General features: G+C 67.6%; 19 protein-coding genes and 1 pseudogene. 13 read left to right on the forward strand and 7 right to left on the reverse strand.

Going from position 1 to position 21,554, the window contains the following annotated elements:
* Positions 1–40: 40 nt before the first annotated feature.
* Together rplQ and truA are read left to right on the forward strand one after the other, a co-directional pair.
* Complete coding sequence (rplQ, locus tag A5625_RS22960; RefSeq protein ID WP_066999470.1) at positions 41–703, forward strand: 50S ribosomal protein L17; 663 nt, start codon at positions 41–43, stop codon at positions 701–703.
* Positions 690–1,541: a tRNA pseudouridine(38-40) synthase TruA gene (truA, locus tag A5625_RS22965; RefSeq protein WP_082984517.1), complete on the forward strand. Its 852-nt coding sequence runs from the start codon at positions 690–692 to the stop codon at positions 1,539–1,541. The genes rplQ and truA overlap by 14 nt, the downstream gene beginning before the upstream one ends.
* Here the strand turns inward: truA and A5625_RS22970 are convergent.
* Positions 1,538–2,173, reverse strand: coding sequence for a cutinase family protein (locus A5625_RS22970; RefSeq protein ID WP_066999476.1), 636 nt, complete (start codon positions 2,171–2,173; stop codon positions 1,538–1,540). The two genes, truA and A5625_RS22970, sit on opposite strands and share 4 nt — an antisense overlap.
* Before the next feature lie 42 nt (positions 2,174–2,215).
* Entirely contained in the window at positions 2,216–3,115 is a 900-nt protein-coding gene (locus tag A5625_RS22975; RefSeq protein WP_082984518.1) for a cutinase family protein, read from the reverse strand.
* A gap of 162 nt (positions 3,116–3,277) precedes the next feature.
* Between A5625_RS22975 and eccB the strand changes: the two genes are divergently transcribed.
* Positions 3,278–4,663: a type VII secretion protein EccB gene (gene eccB, locus A5625_RS22980; protein ID WP_066999479.1), complete on the forward strand. Its 1,386-nt coding sequence runs from the start codon at positions 3,278–3,280 to the stop codon at positions 4,661–4,663.
* Here eccB and mycP read toward each other — a convergent pair.
* Both mycP and eccD read right to left on the reverse strand, forming a co-directional pair.
* Entirely contained in the window at positions 4,628–5,941 is a 1,314-nt protein-coding gene (gene mycP, locus A5625_RS22985) for a type VII secretion-associated serine protease mycosin (RefSeq protein ID WP_066999483.1), read from the reverse strand. The two genes, eccB and mycP, sit on opposite strands and share 36 nt — an antisense overlap.
* Complete coding sequence (gene eccD, locus A5625_RS22990) at positions 5,938–7,320, reverse strand: type VII secretion integral membrane protein EccD (protein ID WP_066999486.1); 1,383 nt, start codon at positions 7,318–7,320, stop codon at positions 5,938–5,940. Before eccD ends, mycP begins: the two co-directional genes overlap by 4 nt.
* Positions 7,321–7,444: 124 nt before the next feature.
* Here eccD and eccCb point away from each other — a divergent pair, with 124 nt between their 5' ends.
* The 9 genes and pseudogenes from eccCb (at position 7,445) to A5625_RS23035 (ending at position 17,563) form a co-directional block, all read left to right on the forward strand.
* Positions 7,445–11,146 (forward strand): type VII secretion protein EccCb, encoded by a 3,702-nt coding sequence (eccCb, locus tag A5625_RS22995; RefSeq protein ID WP_066999488.1) that lies wholly within the window; start codon positions 7,445–7,447, stop codon positions 11,144–11,146.
* A pseudogene (locus A5625_RS23000) lies at positions 11,143–12,395 on the forward strand (type VII secretion-associated protein). The gene eccCb and the pseudogene A5625_RS23000 overlap by 4 nt, the downstream one beginning before the upstream one ends.
* Before the next feature lie 46 nt (positions 12,396–12,441).
* Positions 12,442–12,759, forward strand: a complete 318-nt coding sequence (locus A5625_RS23005) for a WXG100 family type VII secretion target (RefSeq protein ID WP_066999491.1) — start codon at positions 12,442–12,444, stop codon at positions 12,757–12,759.
* A 9-nt stretch (positions 12,760–12,768) separates the two neighbouring features.
* Positions 12,769–13,071: a WXG100 family type VII secretion target gene (locus A5625_RS23010; RefSeq protein WP_156748468.1), complete on the forward strand. Its 303-nt coding sequence runs from the start codon at positions 12,769–12,771 to the stop codon at positions 13,069–13,071.
* A 246-nt stretch (positions 13,072–13,317) separates the two neighbouring features.
* Positions 13,318–13,761, forward strand: a complete 444-nt coding sequence (gene rplM / locus A5625_RS23015) for a 50S ribosomal protein L13 (protein WP_065031263.1) — start codon at positions 13,318–13,320, stop codon at positions 13,759–13,761.
* A gap of 71 nt (positions 13,762–13,832) precedes the next feature.
* On the forward strand, positions 13,833–14,282 hold the full coding sequence (rpsI, locus tag A5625_RS23020) for a 30S ribosomal protein S9 (protein WP_197516196.1): 450 nt from the start codon (positions 13,833–13,835) through the stop codon (positions 14,280–14,282).
* 149 nt (positions 14,283–14,431) lie between these two features.
* Positions 14,432–15,769: a phosphoglucosamine mutase gene (glmM, locus tag A5625_RS23025; protein ID WP_066999502.1), complete on the forward strand. Its 1,338-nt coding sequence runs from the start codon at positions 14,432–14,434 to the stop codon at positions 15,767–15,769.
* Positions 15,770–15,811: 42 nt separating this feature from the next.
* On the forward strand, positions 15,812–16,141 hold the full coding sequence (locus tag A5625_RS23030) for a hypothetical protein (RefSeq protein ID WP_066999505.1): 330 nt from the start codon (positions 15,812–15,814) through the stop codon (positions 16,139–16,141).
* Positions 16,142–16,144: 3 nt separating this feature from the next.
* Positions 16,145–17,563, forward strand: coding sequence for a hypothetical protein (locus A5625_RS23035; RefSeq protein WP_066999508.1), 1,419 nt, complete (start codon positions 16,145–16,147; stop codon positions 17,561–17,563).
* Positions 17,564–17,570: 7 nt separating this feature from the next.
* On the opposite strand, the gene A5625_RS23040 is transcribed toward A5625_RS23035, so the two are convergent.
* From A5625_RS23040 to A5625_RS23050, 3 genes are all read right to left on the reverse strand, one after another.
* Positions 17,571–17,921 carry an ester cyclase gene (locus A5625_RS23040; protein ID WP_066999511.1) on the reverse strand — a complete coding sequence of 117 codons (351 nt, stop codon included), beginning with the start codon at positions 17,919–17,921 and terminating at the stop codon, positions 17,571–17,573.
* Between the two features lie 31 nt (positions 17,922–17,952).
* The gene (locus A5625_RS23045; protein WP_066999514.1) at positions 17,953–18,792 is read right to left on the reverse strand and encodes a dienelactone hydrolase family protein; all 840 of its coding nucleotides are present in this window, start codon (positions 18,790–18,792) and stop codon (positions 17,953–17,955) included.
* 71 nt (positions 18,793–18,863) lie between these two features.
* On the reverse strand, positions 18,864–19,061 hold the full coding sequence (locus A5625_RS23050; protein WP_066999515.1) for an Rv1535 family protein: 198 nt from the start codon (positions 19,059–19,061) through the stop codon (positions 18,864–18,866).
* A gap of 506 nt (positions 19,062–19,567) precedes the next feature.
* Between A5625_RS23050 and glmS the strand changes: the two genes are divergently transcribed.
* Positions 19,568–21,442, forward strand: coding sequence for a glutamine--fructose-6-phosphate transaminase (isomerizing) (glmS, locus tag A5625_RS23055; RefSeq protein ID WP_066999519.1), 1,875 nt, complete (start codon positions 19,568–19,570; stop codon positions 21,440–21,442).
* The last annotated feature ends 112 nt before the right edge of the window (positions 21,443–21,554 follow it).

The raw sequence follows: 21,554 nt of genomic DNA on the forward strand, positions 1-21,554 counted from the left end.
ACCTGATACGGGGGCCGGCCCCAATTAGGAGATAGTCGCAATGCCCAAGCCCACCAAGGGACCTCGCCTCGGCGGGTCGTCTTCCCACCAGAAGGCCCTGCTGGCCAACCTGGCCACGTCCCTGTTCGAGCACGGCCGGATCAAGACGACCGAGCCCAAAGCGCGGGCGCTGCGGCCGTACGCGGAGAAGCTGATCACGCACGCGAAAAAGGGTGCGCTGCACAACCGTCGCGAGGTGCTGAAGAAGATCCGCGACAAGGACGTGGTGCACGCCCTGTTCGAGGAGATCGGCCCGTTCTATGCCGACCGCAACGGCGGCTACACCCGCATCATCAAGGTCGAGCCGCGCAAGGGCGACAACGCCCCCATGGCCGTGATCGAGTTGGTGCGGGAGAAGACGGTCACCTCCGAGGCCGATCGGGCCCGTCGGGTGAAGGCTTCCAAGAAGACCGACGCTCCTGTCGCGGCAGCGGCGGCACCTCAGGCGGCGGTTGAGCCTGAGGAAGCCGTCGGCCCGACCGCCGACGAGGTGACCGAGGCCGCCGAGACTGAGGCCGCCGAGACTGAGGCCACTGAGACTGAGGCCGACTCCGGCGAGACCACCGAAGCGCAGGCCAAGGCCGAAGAGAAGGCCGACAAGGCCGTGGCCGCGAGGGCCGAAGCCGAGGCCGCCGAGGCGAACGACGAGGCTGACGAGAGTTAGCGAGGACGTCCGTCTGCGGCTTGATATCGCCTATGACGGAACAGGTTTCGCGGGCTGGGCCGCTCAGGCCGGCCAGCGGACCGTGGCTGGCATTCTCGACGAGGCGCTAACGACCGTCTTTCGCACGCCGGTGCGGCTGCGTGCGGCGGGGCGCACCGACGCGGGAGTGCATGCCACCGGACAGGTGGCTCACGTCGACGTGCCGCTGACCGCGCTGCCGAATGCCTACCCGCGTGCACCGCACGTGGGTGAACCCGAATTCCTGCCGCTGCTGCGAAGACTGGGCCGGTTTCTGCCCACCGATGTCCGGGTCGTCGATATCAGCCGTGCGCCTGCGGGTTTCGATGCCCGGTTCTCGGCGCTGCGCCGTCACTATGTGTACCGGCTCTCGACGGCGCCCTGGGGTGTGCAACCGCTGCAGGCCCGCTACGTCACCGCCTGGCCACGGCCGCTGGACGTCGAGGCGATGGCCACCGCATCGCGAGACCTGCTGGGATTACACGACTTTGCCGCGTTCTGTCGCCACCGCGAGAACGCCACCACCATTCGCGATCTGCAGCGGCTGGAGTGGACCCGCGACGGTGACCAGATCACCGCCCGGGTCAGCGCCGACGCGTTCTGCTGGTCGATGGTGCGGTCACTGGTCGGCGCGCTGCTGGCCGTCGGCGAACACCGGCGCCCGGTGTCCTATTGCCGCGAATTGCTCAGCGTCACAGAGCGATCCAGCGACTTCGCCGCCGCACCCGCGCACGGTCTGTCGCTGGTCGGCGTGGACTATCCGCCCGATGACGAGCTGGCCGCGCGCAACCTGATCACCCGGGATATCCGCTCGCACTAAACCCTGGCCGCCACGAAATTCGCCGCCTTATTGGTCAGTCCGGGCACGTAGCCAAGGTGCGAACTCCACTGCATGCCGCTCGAGCAGATCGGGTCGCCCGGGTTGCACAGGTCGATGGTCTTGCCCTCGAAATTGGGGGACAGGGCACTCATCAGTTGACCGGCCCGGCCGGACGGATTGCCGAACAGGGCGACCGCAGCGACGTGCTCGGCGGCCTGGGGCGGCAACGGCTGGCGGTAGCCGAGGCCGGGCACCGGTGCGGCCGTGACGATGTCGACGACGGCGGCGCCCTGCGAGTATCCGCCCAGCACCAGCTTGGTGTTGGGGCAGTTGGCGGCCATCTGCTGGATGTGGGCGCTGGCGTCGTTGGCGCCATTGGTGGCGGCCAGGAAGTCTTTGCTGGCAGGATAGTTAACCCCATATGCGCCAACGCTTTTGCGGGTCTGCTCGCGCAACGAGCCGACGAAGGCCCCGCCCACCTTGCCGACGCCGGGCGGCTCGTCGGTACCTCGGGCAAAGACCACTTCAACGGCGGGGCACGACGCCGACGCACGGGGAACCAGTTGCGGGGCAACCAGTAACGTGCCCACCACGCCCAGTCCGATGCCCAGCCCTAACGGGATAAGCCTCACACAGAGATGTTAAGGGGGCGTTGATAACCCGACGGTAACGATTTAGACGAGAGGTGCTTGCGGTGCTTCCGGCACCGGTCCCGGCGCGACGGGCGAAGGCAGCGACGGTACCGGAGCCGGAGCGGTGCCGGGGCCGCCGTGAATCGACGGGCCGGACCCGGGCGGGTTCTGCCCGTACACCGGGGACTGCTGCCCATAGCCGGGCTGGCCGGGCATCTGCGGTCCAGCGCCCGGGTACGACGGCCCATAGCCGGGCACCGACTGGCCGGCACCGGCCAGCTTGGATGCCACGAACGCCGCCGCCTGGGTGGTGTACACGGGGACGTAGCCCTCGGTGTGCCCACTCCACTCGTTACCGGGACCGGCGTGGCAGATCGGGTCGTTCGGGTTGCACAGGTCGATCGCCTTGGATCCCAGCAGCGCGCTCTTGCTGGGCAGAGTGCCACCGGCGCGGTCGGCCACGTCACCGAAGGTGGCGACGGCCGCGATGTTGTTGGCGTACTGGGCCGGCAGGGTGTTACCCCAGCTGATACCGCCGATCGGGACACCGGCCACGATGTCCATCACCGACGCGCCCTGCGAGTAGCCGCCCAGCACGATCTTGGTGTTGGGGCACTTCTCCACGCTCTTCTTGACGCGGTCGATGGTGTCGTTGGCGCCGTCGCCGCCGTGCAGCTGCAGCTTGCTGGCCGCGTAGTTCACCCCGTAGGGCAGGATGTTCAGGCCGTTGGTTTGCTGGCGCAGCGAGTCGACGAACGCGTCGCCGACCCGGCCCAGCCCGGGGGGCTCGTTGGTGCCGCGGGCGAAGATGACCTCGACGTCCGGGCAGTCATCGGCGGAGGCTTTTGGCGCTGCGGCGGGTGGCGCGAGCAGGCCAGCAGCGGTAACCAGGGCAAAAGCACCAAGGCCGATGAAGCGAGTTGCTGACCGCGCGGTGCCCACCCGAGGGCTACGTATGCGGCGAGTTTTCACCGGGCGATTTTACCCAATTTGTGACCTGCCGTAACACCCGCGACCTGTGGATAACCGCCGTGACGCCGTCGAATGGCCGCTTACCGTGGGCGTTAACGGATTCACACTGTTCGGAGATCCTTAGGAGCTTCATTGCCCCGTCAGCCGGCCACGTGGCTGCACGCCAGCGCTTACCGGTATTTGCTGCGCCGTGTCGAAAGCGCCTTGCTGGGCACGGGCGTCCGGGCGACCGATCATCGCTGGCACGCCCACTCAACACCACTGGCGCTCGGTTGCCTGCTCACCGCCGTCGCCGTGGCGGGCTGCGCTTTTCTCGCCTTCCTGCGACCGCATGTAGCACTGGATCGCGCGCAGATCGTGGTGAGCCGCGAATCCGGTGCGCTCTTCGTGCGAGTGGACGATGCTTGGCATCCGGTGCTCAACTTGGCCTCTGCCCGGCTCATCGCGGCGAGGCCCGCCGATCCGCAACCGGTCACCTTGTCTGACCTGGGCGCCACCAAACGCGGCCCGCTGCTGGGCATTCCGGGCGCACCCCAGTTCCTCGGCCGGACGCTGTCCGCAGGCGATATGGCTTGGTCGATATGCGCTAGCACTGGCGCTAGCAGCACGACGGTCATCATCGGGCGCCGGTCCGAGCAGTCGGCGGCGCGCCGCGTGACCGCTGGGGAGGCGCTCCTGGTGGCCGCCGACTTCGGTTCGCCGGTCTACCTGCTCTACCACGGACACCGCGCGATGGTGGACCTCGCGGATGCTGCTGTTCTGCGCGCGCTACGCCTCGAGGGCCATGCGCCACAGCTGGTCTCGCAGGCATTGCTGAACGCCGTGCCGGAGGCGCCGCCGATCGCACCGCCACGGATCCGCGGCCTGGGCGGCAAGTCGCCCGGGCTGCCCGGGTTTCCGGTAGGCAGTGTGCTTCGCGTCACACGCGCCGATGGGGAGGAGTATTACGTCGTGCTGTCCACCGGGGTGCAGCGCATCGGGCAGGTGGCCGCCGACCTGCTGCGGTTCAGCGAACCGCAGGCAACGGCCAATGCCGTGACCGTCGCGCCGGACGCTATCCGGGCCGCTCCCGTCGTCGCCGAACTGCCGGTCAGCAGCTTCCCGGACCGGTCGCCGCTCTTGTGGCAGCTCGCCGCCGTGCTGTGCGCCAGCTGGCAGGGTCCGGGTGCGGACAAGGTGGATTTCGCATTTGTCGCCGAGGACCGGATTCCAACCCCGCCTGGTCAAGCGGCGGTGGCCTTGGCGCAAGCCGACGGACATGGCCCGGCGTTGGACGCCGTCTACCTGCCGCCGGGCCGAAGCGCCTACGTGCGGGCCGGCAACAAAGACGGCACCCGGTACCTGATCACCGACACCGGTGTCCGGTTCGCCATTCATGACGACGATGCCGCACATGACCTCGGTCTTGCGGACCCGAGCCCGGCGCCGTGGCCGCTGCTGACGCTGTTGCCCGCTGGGCCGGAACTGAGCAGACAGAACGCATCAATCGCCCGTGACACGGTCGCGGGTTCGCCGTAGCCGGCCCCTGACTGCTCCGGTGCCCACAGCGACGGTCAGGGCCATAAGGCAGATCGCGGCCCCACGGAGTGCGGTGTCCCGGGCGCGCGAGTCGCGCAGTGGGATCGGCGGCGATGCGGTGATCGGCATCGGCGCCGGCGACGGGCCGGTTGTGTGGCCGGCGGAGCCCCCGTCGGCGCTGATTGCGGCGAGTGGATCGATAGTGCCGTTGCCGACGAGGGGATTCCATCCGGCGGCAGGATGATGCGCCGTCGTCTTGATCCGTTGCATCACCTGGCGGGCGGTCATCGCCGGGAAGCGGGACCGAATCAGCGCGGCCAGTCCGCTGACCACCGGGGCGGCATAACTCGTGCCCGAGACCGGTTGCGGCGCAAGTGTAGTCACCGCCTCACCCGGCGCGGCGACATCCACCCACGGCCCGGCCAGGGTGAACCCCGAGGGCGTTCCGTCGGCATTCACCGAGCCGACGGTCAGCACGTAGTCGTCGTACCAGGCGGGACTGACGGCAACCGTGATGGTTTCCCAGGTAGCGTCAGCGCGTTGCGGCGGACATTGCCCGGCGCCACCGGAGTTGCCGGCCGCGGCCACGATGACGGTGTTCTTGACGTCGACGGCGTAGGCCAGTGCGGCACCCAGTGCGCGGTCGTCGAGCGCCGAAGCCACCGGTGCGCACGCCACCGACGAAATGTTGATCACCGACGCACCCAGATCGGCAGCCGTCCGAACGGCTCTGGCAAGAGTGGCGACATCACCGACCCCAACGCGGGACCGGTCGCCAACCCGGGCGAACTTCGCGCTCGACTGACGAATGCTGATCAACGTGGCCTCCGGTGCCACACCGCTGAAGCGATCGGACTTGGAATCTGCTGTGGCCGCGATGATTCCCGCTACCAGCGTGCCGTGCGCGTCGCAATCCTGCGTACCGTCGCCGGTGGACACGTAGTCGCCGCCGGGCACGACATCGGGCAGTCGAAGGTGTCGTGAGATGCCGGTGTCAATGACAGCGACCCGTTGTCCTGCGCCGCGGCTGAGTTGCCAGACCTCCGATAGGTCGACCAGACTCGCCGGCTGGTTGCGGCCGGGTCCCGAGTCGACGGTCATCGCCGCGCAGACCTCGCGTTGCGCGGTCGGCCAGGGGGAGGCCGGTAAGGTGGGGCTGGGCAACCATCTGTCATCGATATCGGGTGGTGAAATCGCCTGTGCGGCCGGCATTCCGAACATGCCCGGTACCGTCAGTGCCGACACCGCCAGCAGGCGCCCGGCGTGCAACCGCGTCATGTCAGGCTCAATCCTCGGACCGCACCGTAGAGTCCACATATCCAGCAGGTCAGCGGGACCATCACGGCCAGCATCAACCACTCCAGCATCCCGGCGCTTCGTCGCAGTACCGGCGAGAGGGGTCTGGTCGGTGTGACAAAGCCGAGGCACATTGCCACGGCGACCGTTGTTGCCGTCGCGACCCAGGAGTTGTGCACCGGTGTTCGCACGGCGGCGACGACGAATGTCGTTGCTACAATCACGAATCCGCTGGCTGCGAACACCAGCATCCTTCGCGCTTCGGCGGATCGGGCGCGCAACAGCAGCAGCGCGCCGGTCAGGGTGCCGAAAGCGGTGCAGGCCGGCCCCGGCGCGCCGGCGAGCACGGTGATCACCGCACCGACCGCGGCGGCTCCCGACAAGCCGCCGAGCAGGCTGACCAACCACCTGTCGGCGCTGACCGCCTTGGGGGATAGCCACGCACCGCTCGGTTCGACCTCAGCCACATCCGGCGTACCCAGTCGCGGCGACAACCCCGCCAGTGCGATCGATGCGCGAGCCGCCACCCCCAACAGGCCAAGGCATACCAGCGCAGCCACCGAGGCGATGGCCCGCGGCGCTGCATCGCTGATCACCCCTGCCAACCCGGCCGCCGCGACGATCACCGCGCAGCAGGCCACGGCGGTCAATGTGACTACACCGCAACCCGATACGCGGATCGCCACAATCGCGGTGGCGCCCACCGCCGCCGCCGAGAGCAACACATTGCAGACGCCGGGTTCGCCCGGCACTGCCACAAAGCCGGCAACCGCTGCGAACACGGTAGCGATGGCGCTCAGTGTCAGCCCGGCGGTCTGGTCTCGATGACTGCGGTGTGCAAGGGCCGCGAGCCCAAGGGCAAGAATGCCGGCGGCCACCAAAACCGTCACCGTGCTGGCGACTTCCCCGGTGGCCCCAGCGCTGAACGTGTTACGCACAATTACCAGCCCTCCGATTCCGGCCGACGCAATCGCCGCCGTCGCGGCGGTGAGCCGGACCGCACGGTCATGCCGAAAGCCGTTGTGCGGCCTGGCCACTGCGCCGAGCGTGGCCGACACGGCCTGCGCTACATCGACGTAACGCGGCGCGGGCAATGGCACGCCGCACCGGGTCAGCAGCAGGATTGCGCCGTCGCCGATGCGGTGCTGCGTCAGAGCCATGGATGGATCCAACGCGGAGTGGCCGGGCACCGACAGCTGGTAGCGCTCGGCCTCGTTGTCGGGATGGCCAATCTCGAGGATGTCAACGATTGACGGAATCAGCACGGCAACAGGGATTTTGGCGGGCAGGGCAACATCGATGACGGCAGCGTCCCAATGAACTGAGACGCGTCGCAGCCCGGTATCGGTTGCAGGCAACATCGAACCCTTCGCTCGGATCACGAGTGAACATAGTCAGGTCTGCACCCTCCGGCATTCGGCTGTCCACAGGTGACTTGCCGTCGACCCCAGTGCTACTTACCGTCGTCGCACCGGGAGGGACCAGATGACCAACACTTACCCACCGGCGGGACCGCAGGTTCCGGCGGCGGATACAGACATCGTTATCGACGCTCCGCCGGACCTGCCGTCGCGGGTATCGCCGGGCATGCTGCCACGGGTGGTGCCGATCGTGATCTCCCTGATGTGCATGGGCATCATGGCGGCGGCGTACACCGCCGGGACCGGAGTGGCCCACAACCCCATGTTTCTGGTCTTCCCGGTGATGACGCTGGTTTCCACCGCGGTGGCAGGCCTGACCGGTCGTGCCCGACAGCCCGGCGGCGGCATCGATGCCGACCGCGATCGATATCTCGGATACCTGAGCCAGATGAGTCAATCCGTGTCCGAAATTGCTGTGGCACAGTACCGCTCATCGATCAGGAGCCATCCCGATCCCGACACGCTGTGGTCGTTGATCGCGGGGCCGCGGATGTGGGAGCGGCCGCCCACCGATGCCGACTTCTGCCTCATCCGGATGGGCATGGGTACTCAGCCACTGGCCCGCCGCGTAGTTGCACCGCAGCTTCCGGCCGAGGAGGCTCGCGATCCGGTCACCGCGGAGGCATTAGAGCGTTTCCTGCGCACCCATTCGACCATCCACGCACCGGTGACGATCGCCCTGCGTGACGATGCATCGGTGGCGATCGACGGTGATCCGGGTGCGGTGCGCGGCTTGCTGCGTGCGATTGTCTGCCAACTCGCCGTGCTGCATGATCCCGATCACCTGCTGATCGCCGCGGTGCTCAGCGATGCGAACCGCGGCCACTGGGAGTGGCTGAAATGGCTGCCGCACAACCAACATCCGACGGATCGCGATGAGGCGGGTCCGGTGCGGATGATCTATGCGACCCCGGCAGAAGCGCAACATGCGCTCGGCGCGGCGCAACGACGCCGCATGCTTGTGGTCATCGACCTGGTCGAGGGCGTCGACCCGATCGCCGGCGCAACCACCATCGGGGTCGGCACCGGCCGCGAGGGTACGCCACCGGTCATTCGCGGGCTCACCCCCACGGCACCGGGTTGGTGCCCCGATCAGATGACGGCGATCGACGCGCTGATATGTGCGCGCCGGTTGGCCGGGTGCCGCGCCGGTATCGGGCGCCCGGGAAGCCGCGACGCGAGTTGGCCAGATCTGATAGGGCATTCCGATGTGCACCGATTCGACCCGGTCACCTGGTGGGGTAGTGAACGACCTCTCGACCGGCTTCGCGTACCCATCGGAACCACCGTCGATGGCACCCCTCTCGAACTGGACATCAAAGAGCCGGCCGAAAACGGGATGGGCCCGCACGGGCTGTGCATCGGCGCCACCGGGTCGGGCAAGTCAGAGCTGTTGCGCACCATCGCGCTGGGCATGATGGCCCGCAACTCGCCCGAGACGCTGAATTTGTTGCTTGTCGACTTCAAAGGTGGCGCAACATTTCTTGACTATGCGCAAGCGCCGCACGTATCCGCCGTCATCACCAATCTTGCCGACGACGCGCCGCTGGTGGCCCGGATGCGCGATGCCCTGGCGGGGGAGATGAACCGTCGTCAGCAACTGCTGCGGAAAGCGGGCTGCGTCAGCGTGGCGGCATACGATCGCGCGCGCCGTTCCGCCGCCGGGCTGAGCTCACTGCCCACGCTGTTCATCATCGTCGATGAGTTCTCCGAATTGCTCAGCCAGCATCCCGATTTCGCCGACATGTTCGTCGCGATCGGCCGTCTCGGCCGATCCCTGGGCATGCACCTGCTGCTGGCCAGCCAGCGCCTCGATGAGGGCCGATTACGCGGACTGGAAGCCCACCTGTCGTACCGGATGTGCATGAAGACGCTCTCGGCCGCTGAATCCCAAACGGTGCTGGGCACCCTCGACGCATATCGGTTGCCCACCGCCCCGGGTGCCGGCTTCTTGCGCATCGGCGGAGACGAACCGATTCGCTTTCAGGCCGCGCTGGTTTCGGCGCCGTTGCAGACGGACGCGCCGGCCGGCGCGGCCACCGGGCCGGCGGGTCCGGTGCGGCTATTCGGCACCCGGCTCACCGGAGCGGTCAGCCGTGCCGTCGAGATGAGCGGGACGCCCGAACGGACCATCTCGCGAGCCGTCCTGGACCGGCTGCGTGGACAGGGGCCGCCCGCTCATCGGGTCTGGCTACCCCCGCTCGGCCCCGCACCGGCACTGCACACCGTGCTGGCCGACGTTGAATGCCACACGGGCGGCCTGACGGTCCCCGTTGGCATTGTCGACCGCCCCTTCGATCAATGCCGCACGCCGCTGATGGTCGATATGTCTGGAGCCGCAGGCAATGTGGCGGTCATCGGCGCGCCCCAATCCGGAAAGTCGACGGCGCTGCGCACGCTCATTACCTCGATGGCGGCCACTCATGATCCGAGCCAGGTGCAGTTCTACTGCCTCGATTTCGGTGGCGGGGCGCTGTCGGCGGTGCAGGCGCTGCCGCATGTCGGTGCGGTTGCCGGCCGTACCGACCCGCGCCTGGTCTCGCGGATAGTCGACGAATGTATAGCGGTCGTTCGCCGCCGTGAAGCGGTGTTCACCGAGCACCGCATCGCGTCGATCGCTCACTACCGTCAACGGCGTGCGGACCAGGCCGCGCCCCGGGATCCGTTCGGTGACGTGTTCCTGGTCATCGACGGCTGGGCGAGTGTGCGCCAAGAATTTTCAGCGCAGGAGGAGTCGATCACCGCGCTCGCGACGCAAGGGCTTTCGTTCGGCGTGCACGTGGTGTTGTCGGCATCCCGGTGGGCCGAGGTCCGGCCGTCGTTGCGGGATCAGATCGGCAGCCGTATCGAGTTGCGACTCGGCGAGCCCGCGGACTCCGAAATCGACCGCAAGGCCGCACAGCACGTGCCGCGGGACAGCCCGGGCCGGGGTCTTTCCCACGACGGGCTGCACATGACGATTGCGTTGCCCATTGCCGAGGTGCCTGCCGGCGAAACGGTTGCTCCGGCGATACCGTTACTGCCGACGCATGTGGACCGCGAGGCTATGGTGCGCGGATGCAGCGCCGAGTTGGGCACCCGAATACTGATTGGCCTTCGGGAGCGCGAACTGCAGCCGGTGGCAGTCGATTTCAAGCACCACTCGCATCTGTTGGTTCTCGGTGACAACGAATGCGGAAAGACCGCGACGCTGCGGACGTTGTGCCGCGAAATCGTCCGGACGAACACGGCCATTCAAGCCCAATTGTTAATCATCGACTTTCGGCGCGCGCTGCTTGGTGTCGTCGAATCGGAACACCTCGGCGGTTACGCCATGTCCCAGGCCGCACTGGCGGTGTTGCTACCCAGCTTGCTCGAGGTTCTGCAGGCGCGGATGCCTCCGCCGGACGCCAGTCAAGCCCAACTACGAGACGGCTCCTGGTGGTCCGGACCGGACCTGTACGTCATCGTTGACGATTACGACCTGGTTGCCACACCGGCGGGCAATGCGCTGGCGCCAATAATCGAATTCCTGCCGTACGCAGACGATCTGGGATTGCGCCTGGTCATAGCCCGCCGCAGCGGCGGTGTCGAGCGCGCCATGTTCGAACCCCTGCTGGCGAGCCTGCGCGACCTCGGTTGCATGTCACTGACGATGAGTGGCAGTTCAGCTCAAAGTGCCTCATTCGGCTGCGCCGAGCCGGTGCGATTACCGCCGGGCCGCGGCGTCCTGACAAGTCGGGTCGGCGACGAAGAGCTTATCCAGGTTGCCTGGAGCCCCCCGTGAGCGGCCACCCGGCAATCATCGAAGTGGGGCCCGCAGCGATCCGGCGGTTATGTTGCGCCACACGCATTGTCGCCGACAACGACCAGCCCGACTGCGTTCGGACGGCGCTGGAGACAATAGACGACCGGGTGGCACTGGTAGAGGAGCGGCCGATAGCCGTCGACGCGTTGTGGAAAGCGGCGCTACGGTTAGCGGCTGGCGCCCACGGCGACGAGATGATGATCGTCCATCCTTCGTGGTGGCCGGCGTCGCGAATGGAAGTGGTGAGCGCGGCCGCCGCGGCCGTGGCGGGTGAAATACACACGCGGACAAGGGCATCGCTGCTTATGCGGGCGTCACGCGGTGCACCGGATGCGACTGTAGTGGTCGAAATCGCCGAGCGGCTGGTGGCGGTCACCGCTCCCAAAGCACCGCCGTCACCGGGATACCACGCAACGCGGAACCGCAATCGGTCGCCCGCAACGTCGCGGGCGTCGTCGCCGGGATGGCCCCCGAAGCCGTGCTGATCGATACGCCGAGCACCATCGCAGGCGCGGCAGCACTGGCCCCATTGATCGCCGATGCGCTGCGCGACACCGGACAGAAAACCCCAGACATCCTCGAAATCAACGATATTCGGCTGGCACGCCTGGCACAGTCAGCCCGCCCGGCGCGAGCGGTGCCGAGGCCGAACCGCACCCCACCCGCCGGTGCCCGCGGATCGTGCGGCCGGACGCTGACCGGACTCGGGGCGGTCGCCATCGTGGTCGCCGCCGCGGCGCCGACCGCGGGGACGATGGGCCGGCCCGCTGTGGTGGCGCCGAAGCCGGTGGAGACCACGCCCACAACGTTTCTGATGGAAGGCCGGGTGGCCCTGTCGGTGCCGGCCAATTGGCCGTCGCAACGGGTGATCACCGGACCGGGCTCGGCGCGAGTACAAGTCACGTCGCCGACAGATTCCGAAGTGGCCTTGCACATCACCCAGTCACCGGTCGCCGGCGAGACGCTGAGCGGTGCGGCCGACCGGTTGAAGCACGCGATTGACGCCGAACCGATCGGGGTGTTCGTCGACTTCAACCCATCCGGAACCAGCGCCGGCCGACCGGCGGTGACCTACCGCGAAGTGCGCCCCGGTCATCACGTGCGTTGGACGGTGCTGTTGGACGGTCCGGTTCGGATCAGCATCGGGTGCCAGAGCCGGCCCGGTGACGAGGACGCCGTGCGTGATGCCTGCGAGCAGGCGGTGCATTCCGCCCACGCGATCGAATGACGGATTTTCGTGGAACCGAATGACGGCTGCGGGAGTCGTAATTGGTATGGCTGCATCGAACACACTGAGCACCGACCTCGACCAGATGCGGTCGGTGGCGAATACCACCGACGCTCGCAACGAGGAAATCAGGGCGATGCTGCAGGCATTCGTCGGGCGTATGAATGGCGTCCCGCGGTCTGCGTGGGGTGGGCTCGCGGCCGCGCGCTTCAAAGACGTGATGGATCGCTGGAATGCGGAGTCACTGCGGCTCTACCACGTCCTGAACACGATCGCCGACACCATTCGGCACAACGCAGCCACCCTGGAGGAGGCCGGTCAAAACCATGCACACCACATCGCCGCCGCCGGCGGAAGCCTGTGACGAGAGAGGATCGCCATGGACCCGGTGCTTTCCTATAACTTCGGCGAGATCGAACACTCGGTGCGCCAGGAAATCCACACCACGTCGGCGCGCTTCAACGCTGCCCTGGACGAGCTGAGATCTCAGATCGCACCGCTGCAGCAGCTGTGGACCAGCGAAGCGGCCGCCGCCTACCAGGCGGAACAATTGAAATGGCACCAGTCGGCGACCGCGCTCAACGAGATACTGGCCGAGCTGGGAAACGCCGTGCGCGACGGCGCCGAAGAGGTGGCGGGCGCCGACCGCCGGGCGGCCGGGGTCTGGATGCGGTAGCGCCGATCGGACACCGCGCGGTCCTGACCGCGCCGTGAGACCTGTGTGGTCCTGACGGGGGAGAGCCGTCGGGACCACACAGTCATTTTGACCTGCAGGGATAGCGGTCGGTAAGCTGCTCCGTTGGCGTGCGGTACGCCGGGGCCTCGGGTCAATGTCGGTCGCCGAGACCAAGCCCTCCCGTGAACGCCTGACCGGCCCCCGGGTCACACCGGGATCCACCTCGAGAAGAAGAAGGTAAGCGCTGTGCCTACGTACACGCCAAAGGCGGGTGACACCACGAGGTCGTGGCACGTCATCGACGCCACGGACGTGGTGCTTGGCCGCCTTGCCGTCGCGGCAGCCACCCTGCTGCGCGGCAAGCACAAGCCGACGTTCACCCCCAATGTCGACGGCGGTGACTTCGTCATCGTCATCAACGCCGACAAGGTCGCCTTCAGCGGCCAGAAGTTGGACAAGAAGCTGGCTTACCGCCACTCGGGGTATCCCGGCGGTCTGAGCAGCCGAACCATCCGCGAGCTGATGGACAAGCACCCCGACCGCGTCGTGGAGGACGCAATCATCGGCATGCTGCCCAAGAACAAGCTGGCCCGGCAGATCGCACGCAAGCTGCACGTCTACGCCGGCCCGACCCACCCCCACGCCGCACAACAGCCCGTTCCGTACGAGATCAAGCAGGTGGCCCAGTGACCGAAACGACCGAGGCCCTGGAAAACCCGGAAAACCCGGAGACCCCAGAAGCCGCAGAAACCGTCGAGGCCGTGGCGCCCGAAGCCCCGGTCGAGGCCGCCGAAGCCGCTGCGCCCGCCGAATCCTTCGTGTTCGACCGGCCCATCCAGACCGTCGGCCGGCGTAAGGAGGCCGTGGTGCGGGTGCGCCTGGTGCCCGGCACCGGCAAGTTCAACCTCAACGGCCGCACCCTGGAGGGCTACTTCCCCAACAAGGTGCACCAGCAGCTCATCAAGGCCCCGCTGGTCACCGTCGACCGGGTGGAGAGCTTCGACATCTACGCGCTGCTGCACGGCGGCGGCCCCTCGGGGCAGGCCGGCGCGCTGCGTCTGGGCATCGCCCGGGCGTTGATCCTGGCCCAGCCCGAGGACCGGCCCCCGTTGAAGAAGGCCGGCTTCCTCACCCGTGACCCGCGTGCCACCGAGCGCAAGAAGTACGGCCTGAAGAAGGCCCGCAAGGCGCCTCAGTACAGCAAGCGCTGATCAGCGATCGCTATCCGGCCACAACTTGGCATCCTGCTGCACAAGTTGTGGCCGGTTGCGGCGTGTCTGCGCCCGGGCGCGGCCGGTTTCGTCGACAAAGGAACGGGCACGTTAGGTGCTAGCCCGATAACTGTGAGAGGTTTTATCGCATGGGTCGACTATTCGGCACCGACGGTGTCCGTGGGGTCGCCAATCGCGAGCTGACCGCCGAATTGGCGGTGGCGCTGGGTTCCGCGGCGGCGCGGCACCTGGCCAGCGCGCAGGCACCGGGCCGGCGGGTGGCGGTGATCGGCCGCGATCCGCGGGCCAGCGGCGAAATGCTGGAGGCGGCGGTGATCGCCGGGCTGACCAGTCAAGGTGTCGACGCGCTGCGGGTCGGGGTGCTGCCCACCCCCGCGGTGGCCTACCTGACCGGCGCGTATGACGCCGACTTCGGGGTGATGATCTCCGCGTCGCACAACCCGATGCCCGACAACGGCATCAAAATCTTCGGTCCCGGCGGCCACAAGCTCGACGACAGCACCGAGGACCAGATCGAGACGCTGCTCGGGGTCGATCCCGGACCGCGTCCGGTCGGCGCCGGGATCGGCCGGGTGATCGACGCCGAGGACGCGGACGACCGCTACCTGCGCCACCTGAGCAAGGCCAGCACACTGCGCCTGGACGGGCTGACCGTGGTGGTGGACTGCGCGCACGGCGCGGCCTCCGCGGTTGCTCCGCGTGCCTACCGCGCGGCCGGTGCGCGGGTGATCGCGATCAACGCCGACCCCAACGGGCTCAACATCAACGACAACTGCGGTTCGACGCACCTGGATTCGCTGCGCGCGGCGGTCGTCGCGCACCGCGCCGATCTGGGCCTTGCCCACGACGGGGACGCCGACCGCTGCCTGGCCATCGACGCCAACGGCGAACTCGTCGACGGCGACCACATCATGGTGGTGCTCGCCCTGGCGATGCACGAGGCCGACGAGCTGGCGTCCAAGACGCTGGTGACCACCGTGATGAGCAACCTGGGTTTGCACCTGGCCATGCGCTCGGCCGGAATTACGGTGCGCACCACCGGTGTTGGCGACCGCTACGTCGTGGAGGAATTGCGGGCCGGCGAGTACAGCCTGGGCGGCGAGCAATCCGGGCACATCGTGATGCCCGCGCTGGGCTCCACCGGTGACGGCATCGTCACCGGCCTGCGGCTGATGACCCGCATGGTGCAGACCGATTCGTCGCTGGCGCAGTTGGCCTCGGCGATGCAGACGCTGCCGCAGGTGCTGATCAATGTCACCGTCGCCGACAAGGACACCGCCGCTACCGCGCCCTCGGTGCGCAGCGCCGTCGGTAAGGCCGAGGCAGAATTAGGCGACACCGGGCGAATCCTGTTGCGGCCCTCGGGAACTGAACCGATGATTCGTGTGATGGTGGAGGCACCCGACAAGGACATCGCCCAGCGGGTCGCCACCCGAGTCGCCGAAGCGGTCAGCAAAGCACTCTGATCCGAGCGGAACCCCGCCGCAGCCGCCGGCGTCGGATAAGGCATGAAATCCGTTGGGGGAACACGACCTGTAGCCGATGCCCACACGCAGATCGACGTGCCGGCGGCGCAGCGGGTAGCTAACCAATTCGCCGTGGCGGCCGAATTCGTCGACCGCGCAGTCAGCGATCACCTGGTCCGGCTGGCCTTCGGCAGCGCCAGCGCCGGGCGGGTGCACACCGCGCGCGGCGATGCGCTGCGCGCCGAACTGCAGCGGTTGGCGGCGCAGGTGGCGCAGTGGTCGCGCGCATCGGCCGAGATCGCCGCCGCATTGCGGTCCAGCACGGAGCGGTATGCCGACGCCGAACTCTATGCCGCGGCCCGGATCGCGTAGCTGATGGCCGACCGGTTGGATGTGGCCGCGCGCCTTGCCGAAGGCCGGGCGGCCGTCGAGCACACCCAGACCTACGTGCAGGCCTGCCATGCACTGGGCTACCAAAATGCGGACCTCACAACGCATCCCGCCCAGATTCGGGAGTGGTATGCCGGTCAGGACGGTCTCGACCTGCGTGCGCTTGACCGCGACTGTGCCGAACTGCGGGCGGCGGGTGTGGTGGCGGCCGAGGCGCTGCGGATCCAGCGCGCCCAGGTGGCCGAGCTGGCCGCGGCCTGGACCGGCCCGGGCGGCGACGCGGCGGTGGAATTGCTGCAACGCCACTGCGACACCGCGGACGCCGTTGCCACCGAACTGCGTGCGGCGGCCCAGCGATGCGAGTCGCTGCGTGACAACCTGTGGTATCTGGTCGATTCGGAAGTAGCGACCGCCATCGCCGTCGACGACCGCACCCGGATGGCGCGGCCGGCCTGGCTGGCCGCGACTGCCGCGGTCATGGCGGGAGACCGGGACGGCGCGGCAGACGTGGTGCACCAGCAGGTAATGCCATACGTGGACAACGACATTCGCAATGACTGGGTGGCCGCGATGCGATCCACCTCGGATGGGGTCGAGACGTCCTACGCCATGGTGATCGACAAGATGACCGCCGTGCCGACGGCGCGGTTCGAACTTCCCGGAGATCTCGGGACGGGTGTGGCCCCGGCGCTGCCCGCCCCGGGTGTGGCGCCGGTGCAGCCCTCTCCGGCGGTGGCCGCGGCGCCCGTCCCGCCGGTGGCCGCGGCGCCCGTCCCGGCGACAGCACCTGCGCCGACGTTGACGGCCGCTGCCGCACCCCCAATGGACTGGGGAACCGCGCTCGGCGATCCGGTGGGCATGCCCGCGGCCGGCCTCGGTGGTATGCCCATCGGCGACCTCGGCAGTGGACTCGGCGCGGGCGATCTGGGTGAGGGGCTCGGCGGCGGCCTTGGCGGCGGTGGTGGCGGCGGCCTGCTCGGGCTGGCGAGCAGGATCGTCGACGTGGTGGGCGGTCTGATCGGATCTGCGGGCGACGGGCTGGGCGGCACAGACCCGCTCGACAACGGAAACGCATTGGGAGAAAACCCTTTTCATGCTGACGATACCGACGACCCCGACGATGCCGACGAAGCCGACGATGCCAAGGACACCGATGACGAGGCCGCCGACGGCGCCGCCGATCCCGCGGAAACCGGCCAGGCCCTGCCCGTCGACCAACCCGACCCGAGCCAGCCCAGTGAGTCAGTCCAACCGATCGCGGCCCCACCGCCGGCCGGCGCAGCTGCACCGGGCGAGCCGCCCGCACCTGTCGCCGCTCCGGCCGCCGAACCGGCACCGGCGCCCGACCCGGGATCAACCCCGTGCGAAATCGCCGCCGACCAGCTTCCGCAGGCAGGGCAGTGACGGACTCTCAGCCCGCCGAAGTGCCGGTCCAGTACTCCGCGAAGCGTTGGCCGTCGGCGCCCAGGCGCAAGATGTCGTTGCCGGTGAACGAGACCGGACCGTCCGCTCCAAGGCCAGTGCCGACCCACCGTCCGGCAACCAGGTCGCCGTCGGACAGCGGGCCGATCTCAATGGCAAAGCTCAAGTCCGAGAACATGTTTCGCGTTTGTTCAATGACCTGAGCAAGTTCCCGCGGTCCGCGTACTTCCCGGCCGGGCCAATGACCCACGAAGTCGTCGGTGACGATCTCGGCCGCGATGGGCTGGCCGTTCCACAGCTCGATGATCCAGCGGTGGTAGAGCGCTTGCACGGTCGACATGAGTGGCAATTACCCCCTCGGCGCCGCCGTCTCACTTCAGCAGCGCGACGATTTTCTCCTCCAAGGCAATCGCTTCGGCCTCGGGGTCGATCGCATCCGTGCCCGGCAGATGCACCTGCGGATCGGCGAAGTCGCGGTACTTCTTGTCGCCGCCCAGGGTGTAGAGCAGGTATCCGGTCAACAGCGCGCGGACCGAGCGTTGGGTGCGCCGGTGTGGGCCGGCCAGCCCCAGCACCTTGGTCAGCCGCCGACCCTCCACCAGTCCGCCGGATTCGGCCTTGCCGACGATGCGCAGCGTCGCCGCGTCCCACACCTCGGCGAGCGCCAACGTGTTGGAGTTCAACGTCCTCGGTTCACCCGGCGCGCTGAAGATCACCCCGGGAACCTTCAGCGTCGCGGCCGGCTGCTGGGCCGGGGGGCTGGTGACGGTGGGGAAAATCGCTGCCACCGCCGCGGGCTTGGCAGGCATCCCGGCTGCGGCGAACACCGCCGCCGAGCCACCGAAACCGTGCCCGGCCACGCCGAGCTTGGCGGGATGCACGCTGATCTTGCCGGGGCCCAGCCGCACGCCGGACACGATGTCCAGGGCGGTGCCGAGATCGAAGGCGAAGTTCAGCACCGAGGGGGCCAGGCTGCGCTGGGTGTCCGGAGCGCCGGCCACGATGCCCCACGACGCCAGATGCTCGAGCAAGTTCGAATACCGGGCGGTACCGGCGAGCCAGTCGTGGCCGAACGCCACGCCGGGCAGATTCAGCCCTTCCTCCGGGGTGTAGACCACGCCCGGCAGACCGGCGAAGGCCAGGTCACCACGCAAAACCCGATGCGGACCACGGCGGCTGAGAGCTGCGACGAGCTTGCGGATGCGGGCCACGCGTTGACGTTAGCGCATCGCGATCGGCCGCCGAGGGAACAGCAACACCGGTCGCCGTGCGCGGCCGGTTTCTAGGCCCTGACCTCGATGACACCCGCCCGCCACAACGCCGCATAGATCTGGTGCAGCGGGACGGACAGCAACTGTGTGGCCATATCCATCAGTGGGTTTCCGGAGCCGGCCGACGCTCGCCGGAGCGGCTTGGGCGGCTGGGTGGGTGCCGGCGCCACTGAGGCGGACACCACATCGTCGTAGCGAACTGCGGTCATGATTGCCTCCTCATGGCTCCTGATGGGCGGTCGAAAAAGTTACGCATCTCAATGCGACCCGCTGCACAATTCCCGGTTAACAACCATTAACGATTGAATTCATTACTCGGCTCAAACGTGTTTCCAGGTAGCCAGATCATTTGACCGCTGTCCGATGAGAATCTGACTTATAAAGGGATGGCCGGGTCTCGTAGCTGGTACCGTGCGTAATCGCGCTCGGCGGCTTCGGGCAGCTCAACTTTTTCCGCGGGTTTCGGTTGTTGGCGATCTTTGCTGACGGTTGAAACGTTAATGGCCGGAGTCGGGGCCATGAGGAGGTGAACGAAAACGTCACAAATACATCAGGTGAAAACCAATTCCGTCGTTAATGACAATTGAGTGAATCCGACGGTCAGCGTCGCCCAGGGGTCCTTTAGGTCGGTCAAGACGGGACTTTCCTGCAGATCGGCGGGCCGGCCCAACGCGGAGTGCAGGCTTGGTGGTCCCCCTGCACTACCCTGATCAGAATGTGTGGAATCGTCGGCTACGTCGGGCAGCAGCCTGCGTGCGAGGTCGTCATGTCCGCGCTGCGCCGGATGGAGTACCGCGGTTACGACTCTTCGGGAATCGCGCTGGTGAACGACGATGGCACCTTGACGGTGAGCCGTCGCGCCGGCCGGCTGGCCAACCTGGAACAGGCGGTGGCCCAGATGCCGCCCGCGTCCCTGACCGGCACCACCGGCCTCGGCCACACCCGGTGGGCCACCCACGGACGACCCACCGATCGCAACGCCCACCCGCACCGCGACGCCAGCGGCAAGATCGCCGTGGTCCACAACGGCATCATCGAGAACTACGCCAACCTGCGTCACGAGCTGGAGGCCCAGGGCGTGGAGTTCGCCAGCGACACCGACACCGAGGTCGCGGTGCATCTGGTGGCGCAGGCCTACCGGCATGGCGCGACCGCCGGCGATTTTCCCGCCTCGGTGCTCGCGGTGCTGCGCCGGCTGGACGGCCACTTCACGCTGCTGTTCACCAACGCCGACGATCCGGGCACCATCGTCGCCGCCCGCCGCTCCACGCCGCTGGTACTCGGTATCGGCGAGGGTGAGATGTTCGTCGGCTCGGACGTGGCGGCCTTCATCACCCACACCCGCAACGCCATCGAACTCGGCCAGGACCAAGCCGTGGTGATCACCGCGAACGGCTACCGGATCACCGACTTCCACGGCAACGAGGACCTGGGACCCGGGGCATACCGCGAATTCCATATCGATTGGGATCTGGCCGCCGCCGAAAAGGGCGGCTACGAGTACTTCATGCTCAAGGAGATCGCCGAGCAGCCCGCGGCCGTGGCCGACACGCTGCTGGGCCATTTCGTAAACGGCCGGATCGTCCTCGATGAACAGCGATTGAGCGATCAGGAACTCCGTGAGGTCGACAAGGTGTTCGTGGTGGCCTGCGGCACCGCATATCACTCCGGGCTGCTGGCGAAGTACGCGATCGAGCACTGGACGCGGTTGCCGGTAGAGGTCGAGTTGGCCAGCGAATTCCGCTACCGCGACCCGGTTCTGGACCGCAGCACCCTGGTGGTCGCCATCTCGCAGTCCGGCGAAACCGCGGACACCCTCGAAGCCGTCCGGCACGCCAAGCAGCAGAAGGCCAAGGTCTTGGCGATCTGCAACACCAACGGCTCGCAGATTCCGCGCGAGTGCGACGCGGTGCTCTACACCCGCGCCGGCCCGGAGATCGGGGTGGCCTCAACCAAGACCTTCCTCGCACAAATCACCGCCAACTATCTGGTCGGGCTGGCGCTGGCGCAGGCCCGGGGCACCAAGTACCCCGACGAGGTGCACCGCGAGTACCGCGAACTGGAAGCGATGCCGGACCTCGTCGCCCGGGTGATCGCGACGATCAAGCCGGTGGCCGCCCTGGCCTATCAATTCGCCCAGTCCCCGACGGTGCTGTTCCTGGGCCGCCACGTCGGATACCCGGTGGCCCTGGAAGGCGCGCTGAAACTCAAGGAATTGGCCTACATGCACGCCGAGGGATTCGCCGCCGGCGAACTCAAGCACGGCCCCATCGCGCTGATCGAAGACGACCTGCCGGTCATCGTTGTGATGCCGTCCCCCAAGGGGTCGGCCATGCTGCACGCCAAGCTGCTGTCCAACATCCGCGAAATCCAGGCGCGCGGCGCGATCACCATCGTGATTGCCGAGGAAGGCGACGACACCGTGCGCCCCTTCGCCGACCACTTGATCGAGATTCCCTCTGTGTCAACACTTCTACAGCCGCTGTTGTCGACGATCCCGCTTCAGGTGTTCGCCGCGTCGGTGGCGCAGGCACGCGGCTACGACGTCGACAAGCCGCGAAACCTGGCCAAGTCCGTCACCGTCGAATAAGCGGTAATAGTCCAGGCCGCTTCGCCCGTATCACCGGCGGACACGTTGCCGATCCATTACATTGCCCTGGGAACGTATTTGCGGCAGTGGGGTTCGGCTACGTCCGTACGGG

Origin of the sequence: Mycobacterium sp. 1465703.0, from assembly GCF_001672975.1 — a bacterium.
Lineage (GTDB): Bacteria > Actinomycetota > Actinomycetes > Mycobacteriales > Mycobacteriaceae > Mycobacterium.